The organism is Arthrobacter sp. StoSoilB20 (genome assembly GCF_019977295.1).
Lineage (GTDB): Bacteria > Actinomycetota > Actinomycetes > Actinomycetales > Micrococcaceae > Arthrobacter > Arthrobacter nicotinovorans_A.
In genome coordinates this window covers 3065929-3083378 of sequence record NZ_AP024651.1, presented here as the reverse complement: position 1 = coordinate 3083378, position 17450 = coordinate 3065929, and the positions used below count along the sequence as shown (strand labels likewise).

17 protein-coding genes, 1 other RNA gene and 1 riboswitch are annotated in these 17450 nt (G+C 62.1%); of the genes, 10 read left to right on the top strand and 8 right to left on the bottom strand.

Annotated features, from left to right (window positions below; all coding sequences use genetic code 11):
- The first annotated feature begins 9 nt into the window (after positions 1-9).
- From prfB to LDN85_RS13940, 7 genes are all read left to right on the top strand, one after another.
- The gene (gene prfB, locus LDN85_RS13970) at positions 10-1128 is read left to right on the top strand and encodes a peptide chain release factor 2 (protein ID WP_026540083.1); all 1119 of its coding nucleotides are present in this window, start codon (positions 10-12) and stop codon (positions 1126-1128) included.
- Between the two features lie 275 nt (positions 1129-1403).
- Positions 1404-2168, top strand: coding sequence for a cell division ATP-binding protein FtsE (ftsE, locus tag LDN85_RS13965; RefSeq protein WP_026540084.1), 765 nt, complete (start codon positions 1404-1406; stop codon positions 2166-2168).
- A complete protein-coding gene (ftsX, locus tag LDN85_RS13960; RefSeq protein ID WP_026540085.1) occupies positions 2165-3079 on the top strand; it encodes a permease-like cell division protein FtsX in 915 nt (304 codons plus the stop codon). The genes ftsE and ftsX overlap by 4 nt, the downstream gene beginning before the upstream one ends.
- A 55-nt stretch (positions 3080-3134) precedes the next feature.
- A complete protein-coding gene (locus tag LDN85_RS13955) occupies positions 3135-4550 on the top strand; it encodes a M23 family metallopeptidase (RefSeq protein WP_026540086.1) in 1416 nt (471 codons plus the stop codon).
- A 75-nt stretch (positions 4551-4625) separates the two neighbouring features.
- On the top strand, positions 4626-5096 hold the full coding sequence (gene smpB / locus LDN85_RS13950; RefSeq protein WP_026540087.1) for an SsrA-binding protein SmpB: 471 nt from the start codon (positions 4626-4628) through the stop codon (positions 5094-5096).
- 91 nt (positions 5097-5187) lie between these two features.
- Positions 5188-5556: a transfer-messenger RNA gene (gene ssrA / locus LDN85_RS13945) on the top strand.
- Positions 5557-5801: 245 nt separating this feature from the next.
- Positions 5802-6785, top strand: coding sequence for a trypsin-like peptidase domain-containing protein (locus tag LDN85_RS13940; protein ID WP_223943346.1), 984 nt, complete (start codon positions 5802-5804; stop codon positions 6783-6785).
- An 8-nt stretch (positions 6786-6793) separates the two neighbouring features.
- Here the strand turns inward: LDN85_RS13940 and LDN85_RS13935 are convergent, their stop codons facing one another.
- Positions 6794-7168: a hypothetical protein gene (locus LDN85_RS13935; protein WP_223943345.1), complete on the bottom strand. Its 375-nt coding sequence runs from the start codon at positions 7166-7168 to the stop codon at positions 6794-6796.
- Positions 7169-7205: 37 nt separating this feature from the next.
- Between LDN85_RS13935 and LDN85_RS13930 the strand changes: the two genes are divergently transcribed.
- Complete coding sequence (locus LDN85_RS13930) at positions 7206-8654, top strand: MFS transporter (RefSeq protein WP_223943344.1); 1449 nt, start codon at positions 7206-7208, stop codon at positions 8652-8654.
- Between the two features lie 51 nt (positions 8655-8705).
- Here LDN85_RS13930 and LDN85_RS13925 read toward each other — a convergent pair whose 3' ends face one another.
- From LDN85_RS13925 to LDN85_RS13895, 7 genes are all read right to left on the bottom strand, one after another.
- Positions 8706-9419: a metal-dependent transcriptional regulator gene (locus LDN85_RS13925; RefSeq protein WP_026540092.1), complete on the bottom strand. Its 714-nt coding sequence runs from the start codon at positions 9417-9419 to the stop codon at positions 8706-8708.
- A gap of 9 nt (positions 9420-9428) precedes the next feature.
- A complete protein-coding gene (locus LDN85_RS13920) occupies positions 9429-10253 on the bottom strand; it encodes a class I SAM-dependent methyltransferase (RefSeq protein WP_223945470.1) in 825 nt (274 codons plus the stop codon).
- Between the two features lie 204 nt (positions 10254-10457).
- Entirely contained in the window at positions 10458-11867 is a 1410-nt protein-coding gene (locus LDN85_RS13915) for an aminotransferase class V-fold PLP-dependent enzyme (protein ID WP_223943343.1), read from the bottom strand.
- A 31-nt stretch (positions 11868-11898) separates the two neighbouring features.
- A riboswitch (SAM riboswitch) is annotated at positions 11899-12012 on the bottom strand.
- 182 nt (positions 12013-12194) lie between these two features.
- On the bottom strand, positions 12195-13007 hold the full coding sequence (gene hisN, locus LDN85_RS13910) for a histidinol-phosphatase (RefSeq protein WP_223943342.1): 813 nt from the start codon (positions 13005-13007) through the stop codon (positions 12195-12197).
- 55 nt (positions 13008-13062) lie between these two features.
- Positions 13063-14178 carry a ribosome small subunit-dependent GTPase A gene (locus tag LDN85_RS13905; RefSeq protein WP_026540096.1) on the bottom strand — a complete coding sequence of 372 codons (1116 nt, stop codon included), beginning with the start codon at positions 14176-14178 and terminating at the stop codon, positions 13063-13065.
- Positions 14179-14180: 2 nt separating this feature from the next.
- Entirely contained in the window at positions 14181-15560 is a 1380-nt protein-coding gene (aroA, locus tag LDN85_RS13900; RefSeq protein ID WP_223943341.1) for a 3-phosphoshikimate 1-carboxyvinyltransferase, read from the bottom strand.
- A gap of 6 nt (positions 15561-15566) precedes the next feature.
- On the bottom strand, positions 15567-16082 hold the full coding sequence (locus LDN85_RS13895; protein ID WP_026540098.1) for a DoxX family membrane protein: 516 nt from the start codon (positions 16080-16082) through the stop codon (positions 15567-15569).
- A gap of 181 nt (positions 16083-16263) precedes the next feature.
- Here LDN85_RS13895 and LDN85_RS13890 point away from each other — a divergent pair, with 181 nt between their 5' ends.
- Together LDN85_RS13890 and rsrA are read left to right on the top strand one after the other, a co-directional pair.
- Positions 16264-17058, top strand: coding sequence for a sigma-70 family RNA polymerase sigma factor (locus LDN85_RS13890; protein ID WP_026540099.1), 795 nt, complete (start codon positions 16264-16266; stop codon positions 17056-17058).
- Positions 17055-17315, top strand: a complete 261-nt coding sequence (gene rsrA / locus LDN85_RS13885; RefSeq protein WP_026540100.1) for a mycothiol system anti-sigma-R factor — start codon at positions 17055-17057, stop codon at positions 17313-17315. Before LDN85_RS13890 ends, rsrA begins: the two co-directional genes overlap by 4 nt.
- Positions 17316-17450: the final 135 nt, after the last annotated feature.

Here is a 17450-nt window from a genome sequence, read left to right as displayed (position 1 = left end):
GGGATGACCATGGCTGAGATAGATTTTCCCGCAGAAATCCGCGCACTTCGCGCAACTTACAGCTCCATCGAGAATGTCACCGATGTTGATGCCCTTAAAGCTGAGATCGCTGAACTGAGCGAGCAAGCCGGAGCCCCGGACCTTTGGGACGACCCGGCTTCCGCCCAGGTGATCACCTCGAGGTTGTCGCACCGCCAGTCCGAAGTTGAGCGTCTTTCCAAGCTCGCTTCCCGGATCGATGATCTGGAAGTCCTGGTGGAACTGGGCCAGGACGAGGGCGACGACGACTCCATGGCAGAGGCTGCAAAGGAGTTGTCGTCCATTCGCAAAGCGCTGGCGGAACTCGAAATCACCACGCTGTTGTCGGGCGAGTACGACGAACGCGAAGCTGTGGTAACCATCCGTGCAGGTGCCGGTGGCGTGGATGCGGCAGATTTCGCCGAAATGCTGATGCGGATGTACCTGCGCTGGGCCGAACGCCACGGGTACCCGACAACGGTCATGGATACTTCCTATGCCGAGGAAGCGGGGCTTAAATCCGCCACGTTCGAGGTCAAGGCTCCGTACGCGTTCGGCACTTTGAGCGTTGAAGCGGGAACACACCGTTTGGTCCGAATCAGCCCGTTCGACAATCAGGGCCGCCGGCAAACGTCCTTCGCGGCAGTGGAAGTCATTCCGTTGATTGAACAGACGGACTCCATTGAAATACCGGACAACGAAATCCGCGTGGACGTCTTCCGCTCCTCGGGGCCAGGTGGCCAGTCGGTAAACACAACTGACTCGGCAGTCCGGTTGACGCACATCCCTACTGGCATTGTGGTCTCGATGCAGAACGAAAAGTCACAGCTTCAGAACCGGGCAGCGGCCATGCGGGTGCTTCAGTCCCGCCTCCTGTTGGTCAAGAAGGAACAGCAGGACGCCGAAAAGAAGGCATTGGCCGGGGACGTCAAAGCGTCCTGGGGCGACCAGATGCGCTCCTATGTCCTCAACCCGTACCAGATGGTAAAGGACCTGCGCACGGAGCATGAAGTGGGCAACACCTCGGCTGTGCTTGATGGCGACATCGACGACTTCATAGACGCTGGAATCCGCTGGCGCACCGGCAACCGCAACGCGGCAGCCAACTAGGACCCCGGCAGCCAACCAGGACCCGGCAGCCAACGAGGGCCCGGCAGCCAACCAGGACCCGGCAGCCAAACGGCGAACCAACCTCGGGGATTCCCGGGCCGGCATCCGGTCATGCCGGGCGCCGGATTCCGCGACACGCCTGCCAAAGCCAGCTAAACCCGGCATGTGCGTGCGTATAGTCGAGTGGCCGGTGCTCTCACTTCCCCCATCGAAAGCCCGCGCTCCGGCTGTTGGACTGGGCGACTATGTCATGTCCGGCGGGGTTCTAAAGGGCCATGATCAGATTTGAGAATGTCACCAAGGTCTACGAGCAGAATGCCCGACCGGCGCTCGACTCTGTCAGCCTTGAGATCAACCGCGGCGAATTCACCTTCCTCGTAGGTGCGTCGGGCTCGGGCAAGTCCACTTTTCTTCGCTTGATCCTGAAGGAAGACAAAGCCTCGTCCGGATCTGTCTACGTTGCCGGGCAGAACGTTGCGAACATTTCGAGCTGGCGTGTACCCAAGCTTCGTCGCGGCATCGGCGTTGTCTTCCAGGATTTCCGGCTGCTCCCGCAGAAGAACGTCTTTGCCAACGTTGCCTTCGCGATGCAGGTCATCGGCAAGAGCCGCTCGATCATCCGCGAAACAGTTCCTGAAGTCCTCAAGACCGTGGGGCTGGAGGGCAAGGAACGCCGCATGCCCCATGAGTTGTCAGGTGGTGAGCAGCAGCGCGTGGCGATCGCCCGCGCCGTCGTGAACCGTCCCGGCATCCTGCTGGCGGACGAACCGACCGGCAACCTTGACCCCATCACCTCGATGGGCATCATGGGGGTCCTGGACAAGATCAATCAGAATGGCACCACCGTGGTCATGGCAACGCACGACGACGACATCGTCAATGAAATGCGCCGCCGCGTGGTGGAGCTCAAGAACGGCAAGGTCATCAGAGACGAAGCCAAGGCGCTCTACACCTCCATGATTCCGGTGGTTGGTGAATCACGCCGCCTGCGGGATGCCAGCGGCGAGGAACTCGACCGTGCACAGGGGGCGCAGCTGTGAGGCTCCTGTTTATCCTCGGGGAAATCGGCAGCGGACTGCGCCGGAACCTTTCCATGGTCATCTCCGTAGTGCTGGTGACCTTTGTTTCCCTCACGTTCGTAGGTGCGGCGGGAATGCTGCAGATGCAGATCACCCAGATGAAGGGCTACTGGTACGACAAAGTCCAGGTGGCCGTTTTCCTCTGCAACGACGGTTCGACGGCGGTCGGCTGCGCTTCCGGTCCGGCCACCAAGGAGCAGCAGGAGAACCTGCAGGCAATGCTCGAATCTCCGGCCGTCAAGCAATACATCAACGATTTCCAGTTTGAATCCCAGGCTGAGGCCTACACACACTTCAAGGAACAGTTCTCGAATTCGCCGATTGTTGACTCAGTCTCCGAGGACCAACTTCCTGCTTCGTTCCGGATCAATATGAAGAACCCGGAAAAGTACCAGATCATCAGTGAGACGTTCTCGTCACAGCCTGGCGTCGAGACGGTGAGCGACCAACGGCAGGTCCTTGAACGCATCTTCTCCTGGATGAATGGGGCGTCTGTGGCTGCGATGGGCGTAGCAGTAGTCATGATCTTCTGCGCGGTCCTGCTGATCACCACAACCATCCGGCTCTCCGCCTTCAGTCGACGGCGGGAAACCGGGATCATGCGGCTTGTCGGTGCTTCCAAGACAGTCATCCAGCTGCCCTTCATCCTGGAGGGCGTAATCGCTGCCGTGGTGGGGGCGGTCCTCGCCTCGGTGACGCTCTGGTTGATGGCGCATTTCTGGCTGAACGGCGAACTGTCGACACAGTTCCTCAACACTCCCTTTATTTCCTCTGCCCAAGTACTGGTGATTGCGCCTGTGCTGATTGCCTTGGGTGCAGGCCTGGCCGGGATATCCTCTCTTTTGACCCTCCGGCGATACTTGAAGGTCTAGCGATGACCGCCAAAGCCCGATCACCCTTCATGCTGACAATCGAAAAGGACTCCTGATGACCGCGTTGGACCCGATCTCCCTGCGCCGGCGGCTCGCGTCGGGCAATGCTCGGATTATGGGTGCCGTGCTCGCAGTGGGCCTGGCTGTCAGCCTCCTGTCGGGCGCTCCCGCTGCCCGGGCCGACAACCTTGAAGACCAGCAAGCCGCGCTTGAAGCCGAAGCTGCAAGGGTCCAGGCATCCCTGGAATTTGTTGATGCCAACATCGCCAAGGCCGCCGGCGACCTCGTCATTTACCAAGGCCGCCTTCCCGGTGCCCAGCAGGCTTTGCTTGAAGCGCAGGGACGGGTGGCAAGCGCGGTTAAGGAAGTTGAAGCTTTGGCGGCCAGGGTCGAACTTGCCCAGCAAAACAAGGCCAAGATCACCGAGCAGTTGGAAAGTGATAAGCAGAAGATCACCGACACCAAGAAGCTGATCGGCCAGATAGCGTCCCAGGCGTACAAGTCCGGCGGCGTCCCCACGAACATCGCCCTTCTCTTCGGATCCAGCGAATCGGGTAACCTGACCGAGTCCATGGACTTGGCCGACCAAGCCATGCGCAGCCAGAACGCTGCGATGACCAAGCTCACCCAGCAGAACGCCACCAACGTCAATTCCCAGGCAAGGCTCGTAGCGGTCGAGGAAGAGATCCAGGACCTCAAAGCTAAAGCAGACGCTGCGCTGCAACGCGAGAAATCGGCAAGGGACGAGGCTGCGAACAAGAAGGCCGAAGTCGATAAGCTCATCGAGGACACCACCCGCCTCAACGGGCAGCTGCAAGCGGCAAAGCCGGGAATTGAAGCCAACCTGGCCCGGGTGAAGGCTGAGCAGAACACCGTAGCTGCTGAGATCGTGGAGCGCGACCGGAAACTCAGGGAAGCGTGGGAAGCCGAGCAACGCCGTCTCGCTGAAGAAGCTGCTGCTGCCGCGGCGGCTGCCGCTGCAGCCCAGGGCCGGCCTGCTCCGCCGGAACAGCCCTATGTTCCGCCGGCAGCGGGTTCACCGTCCGCGTTCGGACTGCGTCACCCCTTTGCCAGCTACGTTCCCATCACGTCCGGATTCGGTTGGCGCGCAACGCCCCCAGGGACTATCGACTTTTACGGTACCGGCGGGTACATGCACACGGGCATCGACTTCGGTGCGGCCTGCGGTACTCCCGTCTACGCAGCGGCTGCAGGGGAGGTCTTCAATTCCGGGTGGAACTCGGCCGATGGTGGCGGATGGCGCGTGAAGTTGTCCCACGGAGTGGTCCAGGGGAATTCACTGACCACCATCTACTACCACAACAGCAGCATTGTGGTCTCAAACGGCCAGCGGGTCTCGGCCGGCCAACTTATCGCCTACTCGGGAAGCACCGGCAACTCGACCGGATGCCACGCACACTTCGAAACGTGGTTGAACGGTTCCGCCGTGGATCCCATGAACCTTCTCTAGGGCACCCAACGGCGCGGGGCTGCCTCGCCGCTGGCGTACACTAGTTGAAATCCGCATCTAACAAGGAGTTCTACCGTGCCCAAGGAAAGTGGCCGTAAGGTAGTGGCCACCAATCGGAAGGCCCGGCATAACTACCATGTCCTGGACACCTATGAGGCCGGTATCGCCCTCATGGGAACCGAGGTGAAGTCCCTCCGCGAGGGGCATGCCTCCATGGTGGACGGCTTTTGCACCTTCTACAACGATGAGTTGTGGATGGAAGGTATCCATATCCCTGAGTATCACCAAGGGAGCTGGACGAACCATGCCGCGCGCCGGCGTCGTAAGCTCTTGCTTCATCGCGAGGAATTGGACAAAATCTCGCAGAAGATCCGCGAGTCGGGTTTCACCGTGGTACCGCTCCAGCTCTACTTCCTGGACGGACGGGCCAAAGTGGAAATCGCCATTGCCCGCGGTAAGAAGGACTACGACAAGCGTCAAACCCTGCGTGAACAGCAGGACAAGCGTGAATCGCTGCGTGAACTGCGGGAACGCAACCGCCGGTAGGGAATGTACCGCCGTGTGGATGCGTTATGATGGATAGTCCGAAGGGAACTCGAAGTAATCGAGGCTTCCATCGGGTTTGGTAACAAAATACGGGGATGATCGGTTTCGACGATGTTAGTCGCGACAGGTGAAGCGGGCCGAGGATGCAGAATTATCTCGTAAACGCTGTCTGCAAACCAATAAGTGCCGAATCTAAGCGCACTGACTTCGCTCTCGCTGCCTAAGCAGTAAGACAGTCCGTCAGCCCGGGGTTGCTATCGCCCCGGTTCCTGGCGTCATTTAGATAGCCACTGCTGTTTGCCTTCGTCATTGAGGTAAACGGGACTCTTAGATGACTGGGCCCGGATCAGCCACCTGTTCGCAGGATGGCTGGGGCCGAGAAAATCCGACGCGAACTGCGCCCGGAGAAGCCCTGACAAAACGACATCGGACGGGGGTTCAATTCCCCCCATCTCCACCCCAAGGAAAGCCCCCGGATCCTCGTGATCCGGGGGTTTTCCCATGTCCGGAGCGGGAGCGGGAAGGGGAAGATCCGGAGACAGAGTCCGGAAGGACAGGACCCGCAGGGAAGTGCCGAACCCTACCCGCTGGATCCCCGTGACCCCGTTCACCCACGGCATACTGCGCCAAGGACTACGGGCGGAGGAATCCCCGTTGAAGTGGGTAAGCACCCAAACCGGGCGCAGCGGTGGCAGGAGGCATGCGGTGAACACTGGGCCTGAACTCGAATCACTGGACTCCGGGGAGGAGCCCGCGCTGGATGCCTACTCGAAGATTGTGATCGACGTTGCGGAGTCGGTGACACCCCATGTTGCAGCCATTGAGATGACCAGCACCGGCCGGCGCGGCCGCATCCTCAGGGGCAGCGGCTCTGCCGTGGTCTTTACTGCCGGGGGATACATGCTCACCAACGCCCATGTTGTGTCCGGCATCCGGAGCGGCAGGGCTGTGTTCGCCGACGGCAAGAACTCCGACGTGGAGTTGGTGGGCGCCGACCCGTTGTCCGACCTCGCTGTCATCCGCGGCCTGAAATCCACGCCGCCACCGGCAGTTTTAGGCAACGCCGAAACCTTGCGGGTGGGCCAGTTGGTGATCGCCGTGGGCAACCCGCTTGGTTTGGCAGGCTCGGTGACTGCGGGCGTGGTCAGCGGCCTGGGCAGGTCCATTCCCGTCCGGGCAGGTGAACACCGGCGGGTCATAGAAGATGTTATCCAAACCGACGCCGCCCTTAACCCGGGGAACTCCGGGGGAGCGTTGGCGGATACGCACGGACGCATCGTAGGCATCAACACCGCCGTGGCAGGACTGGGACTGGGCTTGGCGGTCCCCATCAATACCACCACCAGACGGATCATCGAATCCTTGCTGAGGGATGGCCGGGTGCATCGTGCGTACTTGGGGTTGGTGAGTACTCCCATCCCGCTGGACGCCAGTGCCGTGGTCCGGACCGGGCAAAAGGAGGGGTTGCGCGTAGTGGAGGTGCTTCCGGGGTCGCCGGCCGAGATCTCTGGACTCCAGCCCGGAGACATAGTGCTCCGCGCCAAGGGGCGGGCAGTATCGAGTGCAGAAAGCCTGCAGAAGCTGCTTTTCGAGGAAGCGATCGGGGAACCGTTCCCGCTGACGGTCCTCAGGGAGGGCCGGGCCCTTGAACTCCTGGCCGTGCCGTCGGAGATGGAACAGCAGCAATAAGCGGCAGGCTAGGCTTTGCTCTCCGGAACATCAACGACGCCCACAAAACGGCTGCCGACACCTTCATATTCGCTGCGCACTTCGCCCAGGAAGAGCTTGGGGAGGTCACTGTTCCGGTGGGTGCCGCAGTACACGAAGGAAAAGTCCGGCCACCACTTCTTGGGGCGGATAGCCTCGGAATAGCCGCAAACAGCACAGGTCAGATGGACCCAGACAGGGCGTTTACCGGTGCGGTTGGCCCTGGACTGCACCAGCCAAGCCGGCGGATTGTCCTGCATATCGCGCAACTCTGCCTCGGAGAGCCGGGACGGAATACCGTGGCGTTGGGCCATTTCCATCGAAATATCAAGGGCCAATGCGGCATCACGTCTGCTAATCACCATTCAACGATACGGGACTTACCGGGCGTAGGCTGTGCTCATGACTGACGCAGCGCCCTTGCTACCCAGTACGCCGCTACAAAAGCGCGTGTTGGCGGTAGCTATTGTGGCGTCCTTCATCGCAATCCTTGACGGATTTGTGGTGAATCTCGCACTGCCTGCCATCGGGCGGGAACTGGGCGGCGGCCTGGTTATCCAGCAATGGGTGGTGGACGCTTACCTCCTGACATTGGGCGCCCTGATCCTGGTGGCGGGCTCCTTGTCCGATCATTTCGGCAGGGCACGAATACTGGAATGGGGGCTTGCAGGCTTTGCTGCGACCTCGGTTTTGTGCGGCCTGGCCTGGACGGGGGAAGTCCTTGTGGTTTCAAGGGCACTCCAGGGAATTGCCGGCGCCCTGTTGGTTCCAAGCTCGTTGGCCATGATCATCACATCCTTCTCCGGGCCTGCCCAATCCAAAGCGATCGGCCAGTGGTCCGGATGGACCAGCGCTGCAGCCATCGTCGGCCCCTTGATTGGCGGAATGGCGGTGGACCTTCTTTCCTGGCGCGTCATCTTCTTCATCAATGTCATCCCCGCCATTGCGATCTGGCCCATGCTGGCCGGCCTCCGCGCATCCGATGCAGCGAGGGACAAGAGCAAACGCATCGACTACCTCGGGGCCTTCCTGGCCATGGTGGGCCTTGGTGGTCCGGTGTTTGCGTTTATCGAGCAAGGCCGGATGGGTTGGGGCAGTGCCCAGGTGTGGGTGCCCCTGGCTGTAGGCATCGTGGCCATGGCCTTGTTCCTGTTCCATGAAGCCAGGACAGATGAGCCGATGCTGCCGCTGAGGTTGTTCGCGATCCGCAATTTTGGCTGGGGCAACCTTGCAACGCTTGCCATCTACGGCGGAATTTCGCTGGGGTTCTTTGTGCTGGGCATCTACCTTCAGCAGGTCGGAGGAATGGCCGCTACGGTTGCGGGGATGGCGTTGCTCCCGGGCACGGTCATCCTGATGATCGGGGCATCCTATTTTGGCGGACTGGCCGGCAAGTACGGTCCCCGTTGGTTCATGACAGCAGGACCTTTGCTGTGTGGTGTGGGTTTCCTGATGTCCCTGTCCATCCAGGAGCCCTTGAACTATTGGACCCAGGTACTGCCCGGGCAGATCGTTTTCGGACTTGGCCTGGCCACCCTGGTGGCGCCGCTGACGGCCGCGATCCTTGGTGCAGTCCCGCCGGCGGAAGCGGGCATCGGTTCGGCAGTAAATAACGCGGTAGCCCGCATCGCCGGGTTGATCACCATCGCCTTTGCCGGGCTGATCGTAGGACCGGTCTTCAGCCGGGAGGGCTTGTACAACGCGCTGTTGGTCACAGCGGCACTGTTCCTGACCGGGGCGGTGGCGTCCGCCGTCGGGATTCGAAACCCTGCCAGGGTCACCGCGCCCGCCGATGATGGGGAACCGGTGGCAGCACCCGACGACGACGAAGCGGCCGGGCAGCGCGACTGACCTTCCGGAGTGCCCGGGTCAGGCCACGCCAATGCCAATCCCTGTCCAGGGTCAGCGGCCCTGGAGGACGCAGCCTTCGTGAACCCCGGCGCTTTGAACCCACAGCGCCGAGGCCACTTCGTCGGCGAGATCGAATTCACGGCCCTTGACCCCGGATCCGATCCGCACCACCAAGGCACCCCCGAATGGTTTGCGTCCCATCACTTCGACCGGGGCGTCCAGTGCAATGTCTTCGGCAGCGAGGTACCTGAGGAGTTCAGGGTTCTCATCGCTGATCCGGGTGATACGGCCCGAATGGCCTTGGTCGAGCTCGATCATGCGGTAAGCGTGTGGAAGATCAACCGAACCGTCTGCCGACGGGATGGGATCTCCGTGCGGATCCCGGACGGGATGGCCCAGTTTGGCGGACATGCGCTCAATGAAGGTATCCGAAACCGCATGCTCCAGCATCTCGGCTTCGTCATGGACCTCGTCCCAGCTGTACCCGAGTTCTTCCACCAGGTAGGTCTCGATGAGGCGGTGGCGGCGCACCATGGCCAGTGCAAGCCGCATGCCGGCAGGGGTCAGGCGGATGGCACTGTACGGTTGGTGGTCCACCAAGCCCTGGTCCTTGAGCTTCCGGACCATTTCGGACACGGAAGAATTGGCCACACCAAGGCGCTGGGCAAGCTGGGAGGAGGTAATCGGCTTGTCTTGCCACTCCGTATAGGAGTAGATGACCTTGACGTAGTCCTCGATCGAGGAGGAGGGCGTACTGGTCTTCACATCCCAAGCCTACCGTGGAAGGGGTCCGGAGTTCCTGGATGCACGCCACGTCTGGGTCACGTACGGCACCTTGATGGTCTCTTCGGCCACGAATCCGAGGTGCTCGTAGAGGTACCATTCCAGGTTCCCCATCACTTTGGCCCTGGTGGCATCGTTGGCCCGGAGGTAATAGCTCCGGGATTTGGTCAACTCCATGATGTCGTTCGGCGTCAAGGCGTCCTCCCACCGGGTGAAGTGACTTTCCAAGCCGGTGAACTCCGGGCCGACGACTGGCCGGAAGCCGGGCTTGTGGACATCCCCTGCATGCATGATGCGCGAGAGCCGATGAACCCAGGCGACCTCGGTATCCAACTGGTTCCAGATCAGGCCCAAGGTGCCATGCGGCCTCAGGATCCGGGCAATTTCCGTACTCGCTGCGAGCGGTTCGCACCAGTGCCAGGCCTGGGCGACACTGACGACGTCGAATGCTGAGTCCGCCAGTCCGGTTGACTCGGCAGTTCCCTCCAACGCGACGACGTTGGGGTGGGACTTCCGCAGCTGGTCCAGCATGTCGGTGGAAGGATCGACGGCGGCAACGTCCAGTCCGCGCTCCACGAGCAGTGCCGTGAACTTGCCCGTCCCCGCTCCGATGTCTGCGGCTGTCCCGGCTCCTTCGGGAACCAGCCACTCGACGGAGTCCAGGGGATACCCGGGCCGTACGCGATCGTAGTGCTCTCCGCCATCCTGGAAGCTTTGGCCGAATTCATGGCGGCGGTGGGCATGAAGCTTGGGTCCACGTGGTCCGGCCGGTGCGGGAATGGCGGGCCGCCCGTTCGAGGCAGCCGTAGAACGTATCGCCACCAAAGACTCCTTCACAGGCTCGCCAAAAAGGTACCCTACGAATTTACCGCAGCGGACACGACCTGATGCCCCGCGTCCGGGAAGCCCACCGGTCCCAATGGAGCGGCTTGCCCCACGGTGATGTCTTAGTCGGCGGTGATGTCTTGGTCCGCGGTGGCGCTGTAGTCGACGGTGATGTCTTAGTCGGGCGGGGGCGCTTTAGTCCACAGTGCAGGGAGCGGCACCAGCTGTGCCGGGAGTATTGGGAGCCCACTCGGGGTAGGTGCGGTGGTCATTGGCAGGTACCCAGCGGCCTTCGTCCACCACGTAGTCCCAGCCAAGTCCGTTGCCCTTGAGGTTCTCGATGCCCGCCAGCAGCCTTGTGGCGTCCTCCAAACGGGAGCCAACGCCAAAGCTTGCACGTAGGGATCCCGAGGGAAGGCCCAGGCGCTTGAGCAACGGGTGGGCGCAGAAGCGGCCGTCCCGGAGGCCAACGCCGTGCTCGGCAGCCAGGTAGGCGGCGACCAAACCGGCGTCGAATCCTTCCACGGAGAAGTTGACGACGCCAATGGTGTCCACGGAGTCGGAGAAGATCCGGTGTACCGTCACTCCCTCAATGGCCTCAAGACCGTCCACCAGGTAGGAGCGGATGGCGGCCTCGTGGGAGTGCCAGGCCTCCTGGTCCAGTCCGGCGAGGACCTGCGTCGCCCGTGCAAGGGTTGCGGCGCCGAGCACGTTGGGGGAGCCGCCCTCGTGACGGGCGGGTCCGGTGGCCCAACTGACGGAGTCCAGGCGGGCTTCACGGACGGCGCCTCCACCGGCCAGGTGCGGGGTGCCGGCGTCGAGCCAGTCCGGACGGCCCACCACTACACCGGCACCGAAGGGCGCGTACAGCTTGTGGCCCGAGAAAACGATGTAGTCGACGTCGGCTTCGGTGATGTTGATCCTGCGGTGGGGTGCCAGCTGGGCTGCGTCAACCACGATCCTGGCGCCGTACTCATGTGCCAAGGACGCGAGTTCGGCTATCGGGAGGATCTCGCCGGTGACGTTCGAGGCGCCGGTGACTGCGAGGAGGCTGACCCCGCCCTGCGCCAACTCGGCGCGGAGCTTGTCCAGCGTCGCGGCCAGCGTGGAGGCCGCTACCACGCTGCGGTGCGGTACGCCTTGCCAGGGGAGCAGGTTGGCGTGGTGCTCGATGTCCAGGTAGAGGACTTCGCCGGAGAACGTGCCATCGGTCTGCGGAAGGCAGCCGGCCAAAAGGTTCAGGGAATCGGTGGTGTTCCGCGTAAAAATGACGGAATCGTCCGGGCGCCCACCCACGAAGTCGCGCACGATGTTGCGCGAGTTCTCATAGACCGAGGTACTGATCTGTGAAGCATACCCAGCGCCGCGGTGCACGCTGGCGTAGTAAGGCAGGACCTCGTTGAGATATGCCGAGACGATGGTCAGTGCCGGAGCCGATGCTCCATAGTCCAGGTTGGCGTAACGAACGTGGCCGCCTTGGATCAGCGGGGCCTGCAGCTCGGCGCCTGTGACCGCGGCGAGCGGGCGGATTGCAGCAGCTGCCGGTGACGGGGCTTCTTCGACAAAGGAAGGAATGGCGTTGGCATCGAACGTGACAGTACTCATGGGACCTCATTCAAGAGGGACCCCCATAGGGGATCCGCGCTTGCCGCATCCGTTCCGGACCGGCCGGGTCGTCACCCGGGGCACCCCACCGCGAATGGAGGGTTGCCGGCCAGCAAACCGGGGTTTAGCGCTGGCACTCGTGACCTGTAAAAAAGGTTAGGGCACCTCCAGCGGCCCTCCAAAGTCGCTGCGCAATGTTAAGCACTTTGTTACGTCAGGCTTGTAAAACGGAACTTTGGCGAAGAAAAAACGGCAGACGCCCACCAAAGGGGGCATCCGCCGTCGAATATTCGCTGAAAGGACCTAAATGTTGCCAGCGGACTGGAACTAGAGGAGATCGTCCAAACCTGGGTTGAGACGCTTGAGTACCTCTGAGTGCAGGATTGAATTGGTCGCCAGTGCGTTGCCGCCGAAAGGGCCGTCCTCGCCTTCAAGGGAGGTAAAGCGGCCACCGGCCTCAGTCACGATCGGGACGAGGGCTGCCATGTCGTAGAGGTTCAGTTCGGGCTCGCAGGCGATGTCCACGGCACCCTCGGCGACGAGGCAGTAGGACCAAAAGTCACCGTAGGCGCGGGTTCGCCAGACGTCCTCCGTCAGTCCAAGGAACTCGTCCAGGTTGCCGCGTTCCTTCCAACCGGACAGGCTCGAGTACGACAACGAGGCATCGGAGAGCTGGGTGACGTTGGAGACCTTCAACCGCGTGGCCGCAGCCAGGGACCGGCCCATGTAGGCACCCATGTCCTTGGCGGCCCACCAGCGCTTGCCCAAGGCGGGGGCGCTGACAACACCCACTACCGGTTCTCCCTCATCAACCAACGCGATCAACGTAGCCCACACCGGTACACCCCGGACAAAGTTCTTGGTGCCATCGATGGGATCAATGATCCAACGGCGCGAGCCATGTCCGCTGCTGCCAAATTCCTCACCCAGGACTGCATCGCGGGGACGCGAACGCGAGAGTTGACCCCGGATGGCTTCCTCGGCCGCTTTGTCAGCGTCAGTGACAGGGGTGAGGTCGGGCTTGGTTTCGATCTTGAGGTCCAAAGCCTTGAAGCGATCCATGGTTTGGGCGTCGACGGAATCAGCGAGGACGTGGGCAAGGCGCAGGTCATCGTTGTAGGTGGAAACGGGATGGGTCATGCCACCAAACTATCCTGAAACACTCGTTGCAGGGGGGAGGTGAAGCCCCAAACGATCAGTTGACGGTGCCCAGTTCCTTGGTCTCTTTTGCTTCCAACCGTGGGTCCGCACCCAGCAGCCGGCGCAGCGAAGCCAACCGCGCCACACCCGACGGTCCGGCATGGCCCTCGTTCACCCATGAATCCAGTCCACAGTTGATGGCGGTGGCATCGTGCTTGCAGCCCCGTTCGCAAGCCTCGGTTCCAGGCTCGAGATCCGGGAAGGAATGCAGAATCCGGTCCGGATCCACGTGGGCAAGGCCGAAGGACCTGATGCCGGGAGTGTCGATGATCCAACTGCCGGCCGGGGCGTCGGAAAGTTTCAGGGCCAACGCGGAGGAGGAAGTATGCCGGCCACGGCCTGTGACGGCATTAACGCCGCCGGTTGCCCGCTCTGCCCCCGTCAGGGCATTGACCATGGTGGACTTGCCGACGCCTGAATGGCCGAGCATCACGGTGACTTTTCCGCCGAGGTGGGAGCGCAGCTGGGCTACGGCATCCCTGTCCAGGCGGGCTGAGAGGCCGTCGTCGGATCGGGCGTCGATGCCGCCTGCTTCGGAGTCGGCGGTGCGGCTGATGATCACCGGGAAGTCCAGGCTGAGGTAGTTGGCGAGCAGTTCCGCTGGATCCTTGACATCCGCCTTGGTGATAAGAAGCAACGGCTCAATGCCGGCGTCATAGGCTGCCACCAGGGCGCGATCAATGAACCCGGTGCGCGGTTCGGGGTTGGCGGCCGCCACCACAATGACCAACTGATCGGCATTGGCCACCACTACCCGTTCGATCGGGTCGGTATCGTCGGCACTGCGGCGCAGGAGGGTCCGCCGTTCTTCCACCCTGACCAGCCTCGCCAGGGTGTCCGGCGATCCGGAGACGTCGCCCACCAAGGCCACGAAGTCCCCGGGTACTACCGGGTTCCGCCGCAATTCGCGGGCACGGGCAGCGATAACGACGCGGGCGTTCGCGGAATCCTCGTCCACAATCGCCCTGTAGCGCCCACGGTCAACGGTGATGATCCGGCCAATAACCGCGTCATCGTAGCTGGGCCTGTCCTTGGTCCTTGGCCTGGACCCTTTTTTGTTGGGTCGGATCCGGACGTCGGACTCATCCCAGGAGCGTGCATCACGGCCCATGGTCAGTTGTTCTCCACCGTGGTGCCGGAGATGGTTCCCACCATTCGGGCCCACATTTCAGGAAACTCCGGCATGGTCTTGGACGTCGTGGCGATGTCTTCGACCTGGACGCCCTCGACGGCGAGGCCCAAGATGGCTCCTGCCGTGGCCATGCGGTGGTCAGCGTAGCTGTGGACGACCCCGGCGTGCAGTGTGGCTGGTCGGATGATGAGGCCATCGGCGGTCTCTTCTGCGTCGCCGCCCAAGGCGTTGATTTCGTTGACCAGTGCTGCGAGCCGGTCTGTTTCGTGGCCACGGAGATGGGCAATTCCGGTCAGCCGCGAGGGGCCATCGGCCAGTGCGCACAAGGCCGCCACCGTGGGCGCGAGTTCACTGGTTTCGTCGAATTCCGAGCCCTTGACCACCGGGCCGCCCGTCACCGTAAGAGTCCCGTTTTCCAGCGTGACGGTGGCTCCCATGGCAGTGAGGATGGACCGCCACATATCGCCGACCTGGGTGGTTCCGGCCGGCCAATTGGGGATGCGGACAGTGCCCCGCGTTGCCAGTGCCGCGGCCAGGAAGGGCCCGGCGTTGGAGAGGTCCTGCTCGATCCTCTGGTCGAACGCCCGGATGGGGCCGGGGGACACCCTCCAATGGTTGGGCACGGAGTCATCAACGCTGACACCAACGCTGCGGAGGACTTCCACGGTCATGGTGATGTGGTCCAGGCTGGGCACGGGCTTGCCGACGTGTTCCAGGTGGAGTCCTTCGGTGAACCGCGCCCCCACCAGCAGCAGTGCGGAGACAAACTGCGAGGACGCACTGGCATCGATCACCAAATGGCCGCCCCGGACTTCGCCGGTGCCTTCCACGGTGAAGGGAAGAGCCGACGGCGTCCTGCCGCCCTCTGCTGCAACAGGGACACCGAGGGCAATCAGGGCCTCAATGATGGTTCCCATGGGCCTGTTGCGGGCGTGGGGGTCGCCGTCGAAGACGGTAGCTCCGGCGCGCAAGGCGGCCAGCGGCGGTACGAACCGCATGACGGTACCTGCAAGGCCGCAGTCGATGGCTGTTTCAGCACTACCTGCAATGACGGCAGCAGGCTGCATCGGGGTGATTTCAAGATCCGGTCCGTAGTGGCCATCGCCGGACACTTCGGTGACGGTGGCCCCCAATTGCCGCAGTGCCTGGATCATCAGGGCTGAGTCACGGGAGTGCAGCGGAGCACGGAGGCGCGATGGACCGTCCGCCAAAGCCGCCAGCACCAGGAATCTGTTGGTCAGCGACTTTGAACCAGGTACCGTCACCGTGGCGTCCACGGGGCCCCTTGCGAAGGGGGCCGGCCAGAGTGGCAACCCGTCGGCTTTGGTAGGTCCGGTGTGTGCGGCGGTGGTACCTGTCATGCTTCCTTATGCTCCAACTGCGTTGTCTACGGCCTTGCGTACTGCTTTGTCCGCGCGTTTGATCTGCTTGCCCGTCACCTTTTTGGCATCGGCGGCCAGGTGCTCCGCCCGCCAGGCGATGCTGGGTCGTCCGTCGGTATCAACCGCGGCCAGCAGCACGCCACCAGTGAGGGAGATGTTCTTCAGCAGCTGGGCCTTGCGGGCGCTGCGGCCTTCCTTGCTGCTGATGTCCGCTGAACGCCATTCCACATAAGAGTTCAGCGCCGAGGTTACTGCCAGCACTGTGGCGGCGAAACGGGAGAGTTTACCCAAACCGAGCAGCGCTCCTGCTCCCAGCTGGGCACCGCCGATGAGGCGTGCAAGGGTTTTTTCGTCCGCTTTGAAAGGCAGGGACTCCGAGGCCCGCCGAAGAACGGGCGAGAGCTGCTTGGCGGTGTCGTCCGCGTTCCTGAGCTTGTCCAGACCTGCTACGACGAAGCTGGACGCGAGCATCGGCCGCGCGAGAAAACGGATAACAGACATGTCTTGCCTCCTGGATGGCTTGCCACACTATTTCAATGAGTGTTGTGTTCAAGGGGTGCAGTCCGCTCTAGTCTTGCACCTTTGCGGAATATTTACCCAGCGGCGGCCGTTGTGAACTAATGGTGCGGTGGAGACCGGACTGCGGCAAGGTGTTGCCGCCTTGGTGAACGGAGTTGATTTTTTGACTTTGGTTAAGGACCGTGTGGTTCTACCGGAGCACGGGTACGGCCCACAGCCGGATTCCCCGCAGCTGACAGTAGACTTGGCAACGATGAGCACCACGGAACCGGCCGCAGCGGCCATGTACCAGGCGGCCGGCGCGGAAGACGCAGCGGCCGCACCCGACGTCGACGTCGCTTCGGAGACTTCCGAGCAACGGCGGGAGCGCTTCGAGCGTGACGCCATGCAGTATGTGGACCAGTTGTATTCGGCTGCCATGAGGATGGCACGAAACCCTTCGGATGCGGAGGACCTGGTCCAGGAGGCCTACACCAAGGCGTTCTCGGCTTTCCACCAGTACAAGCCAGGGACCAACCTCAAAGCCTGGCTGTACCGCATCCTGACCAACACCTACATCAACCTTTACCGGAAGCGGCAGCGCGAGCCGCTTCAGTCCAACTCGGACACCATCGAGGATTGGCAGCTGGCCAAGGCAGAGTCGCACACTTCGGCCGGGCTGAGGTCCGCCGAAACAGAGGCCCTGGACCACCTGCCGGACTCGGACGTCAAGAACGCGTTGCAGTCCATACCGGAGGAGTTCCGGCTGGCTGTCTACTTTGCGGACGTCGAGGGCTACGCGTACAAGCAAATATCAGAAATCATGAACACTCCCATCGGCACGGTCATGTCACGGTTGCACCGCGGCAGGAAGATGCTGCGGGACATGCTGGCGGACTACGCCACCGAACGGGGCTTCAGGGCCCAAACCGAAGATCAGGCCGCGGCCGGAAGCAACAATCAGGAGAAAGAGAAATGAGCGACTGCCAGGGATTGGGCGATTGCGACGATACGCGGATGCAGCGGATCTACGAGTACCTAGACGGCGCATTGACCCGCGAGGACCTCGGAGAGATCAAGCAGCATTTGGACACCTGCGAGGAATGCTCCGAGCAGTATGACCTGGAGTGCCTCATCCGCACCATGGTCAAGCGGTCCTGCACAGAGTCAGCGCCGGAGAACCTCAAGAACTCCATTCTGGACCGGATCCATTCGATCAAGCCGGTAGAAGCCTGACCAAAGCCGCTGGCCAACACCAAAGCCTCTGGCCAACAATGCACGGCCAACGCCAAGGGCCCCGGAAACCTCATGGTTTCCGGGGCCCTCGCTCTTAAGCCTGTGACACTAAGCCGCTGGCTTAGGTGTTGGGAC

Coding starts and splice junctions, on each gene's coding strand:
- hisN (WP_223943342.1), bottom strand. CDS start 13,007: ATGACCCATCCCGTTTCCACCTACAACGATGACCTGCGCCTTGCCCAC.
- LDN85_RS13895 (WP_026540098.1), bottom strand. CDS start 16,082: ATGTCTGTTATCCGTTTTCTCGCGCGGCCGATGCTCGCGTCCAGCTTC.
- rsrA (WP_026540100.1), top strand. CDS start 17,055: ATGAGCGACTGCCAGGGATTGGGCGATTGCGACGATACGCGGATGCAG.
- ftsE (WP_026540084.1), top strand. CDS start 1,404: ATGATCAGATTTGAGAATGTCACCAAGGTCTACGAGCAGAATGCCCGA.
- LDN85_RS13930 (WP_223943344.1), top strand. CDS start 7,206: ATGACTGACGCAGCGCCCTTGCTACCCAGTACGCCGCTACAAAAGCGC.
- aroA (WP_223943341.1), bottom strand. CDS start 15,560: ATGACAGGTACCACCGCCGCACACACCGGACCTACCAAAGCCGACGGG.
- prfB (WP_026540083.1), top strand. CDS start 10: ATGGCTGAGATAGATTTTCCCGCAGAAATCCGCGCACTTCGCGCAACT.
- LDN85_RS13935 (WP_223943345.1), bottom strand. CDS start 7,168: ATGGTGATTAGCAGACGTGATGCCGCATTGGCCCTTGATATTTCGATG.
- LDN85_RS13955 (WP_026540086.1), top strand. CDS start 3,135: ATGACCGCGTTGGACCCGATCTCCCTGCGCCGGCGGCTCGCGTCGGGC.
- LDN85_RS13915 (WP_223943343.1), bottom strand. CDS start 11,867: ATGAGTACTGTCACGTTCGATGCCAACGCCATTCCTTCCTTTGTCGAA.
- LDN85_RS13905 (WP_026540096.1), bottom strand. CDS start 14,178: ATGGGCCGTGATGCACGCTCCTGGGATGAGTCCGACGTCCGGATCCGA.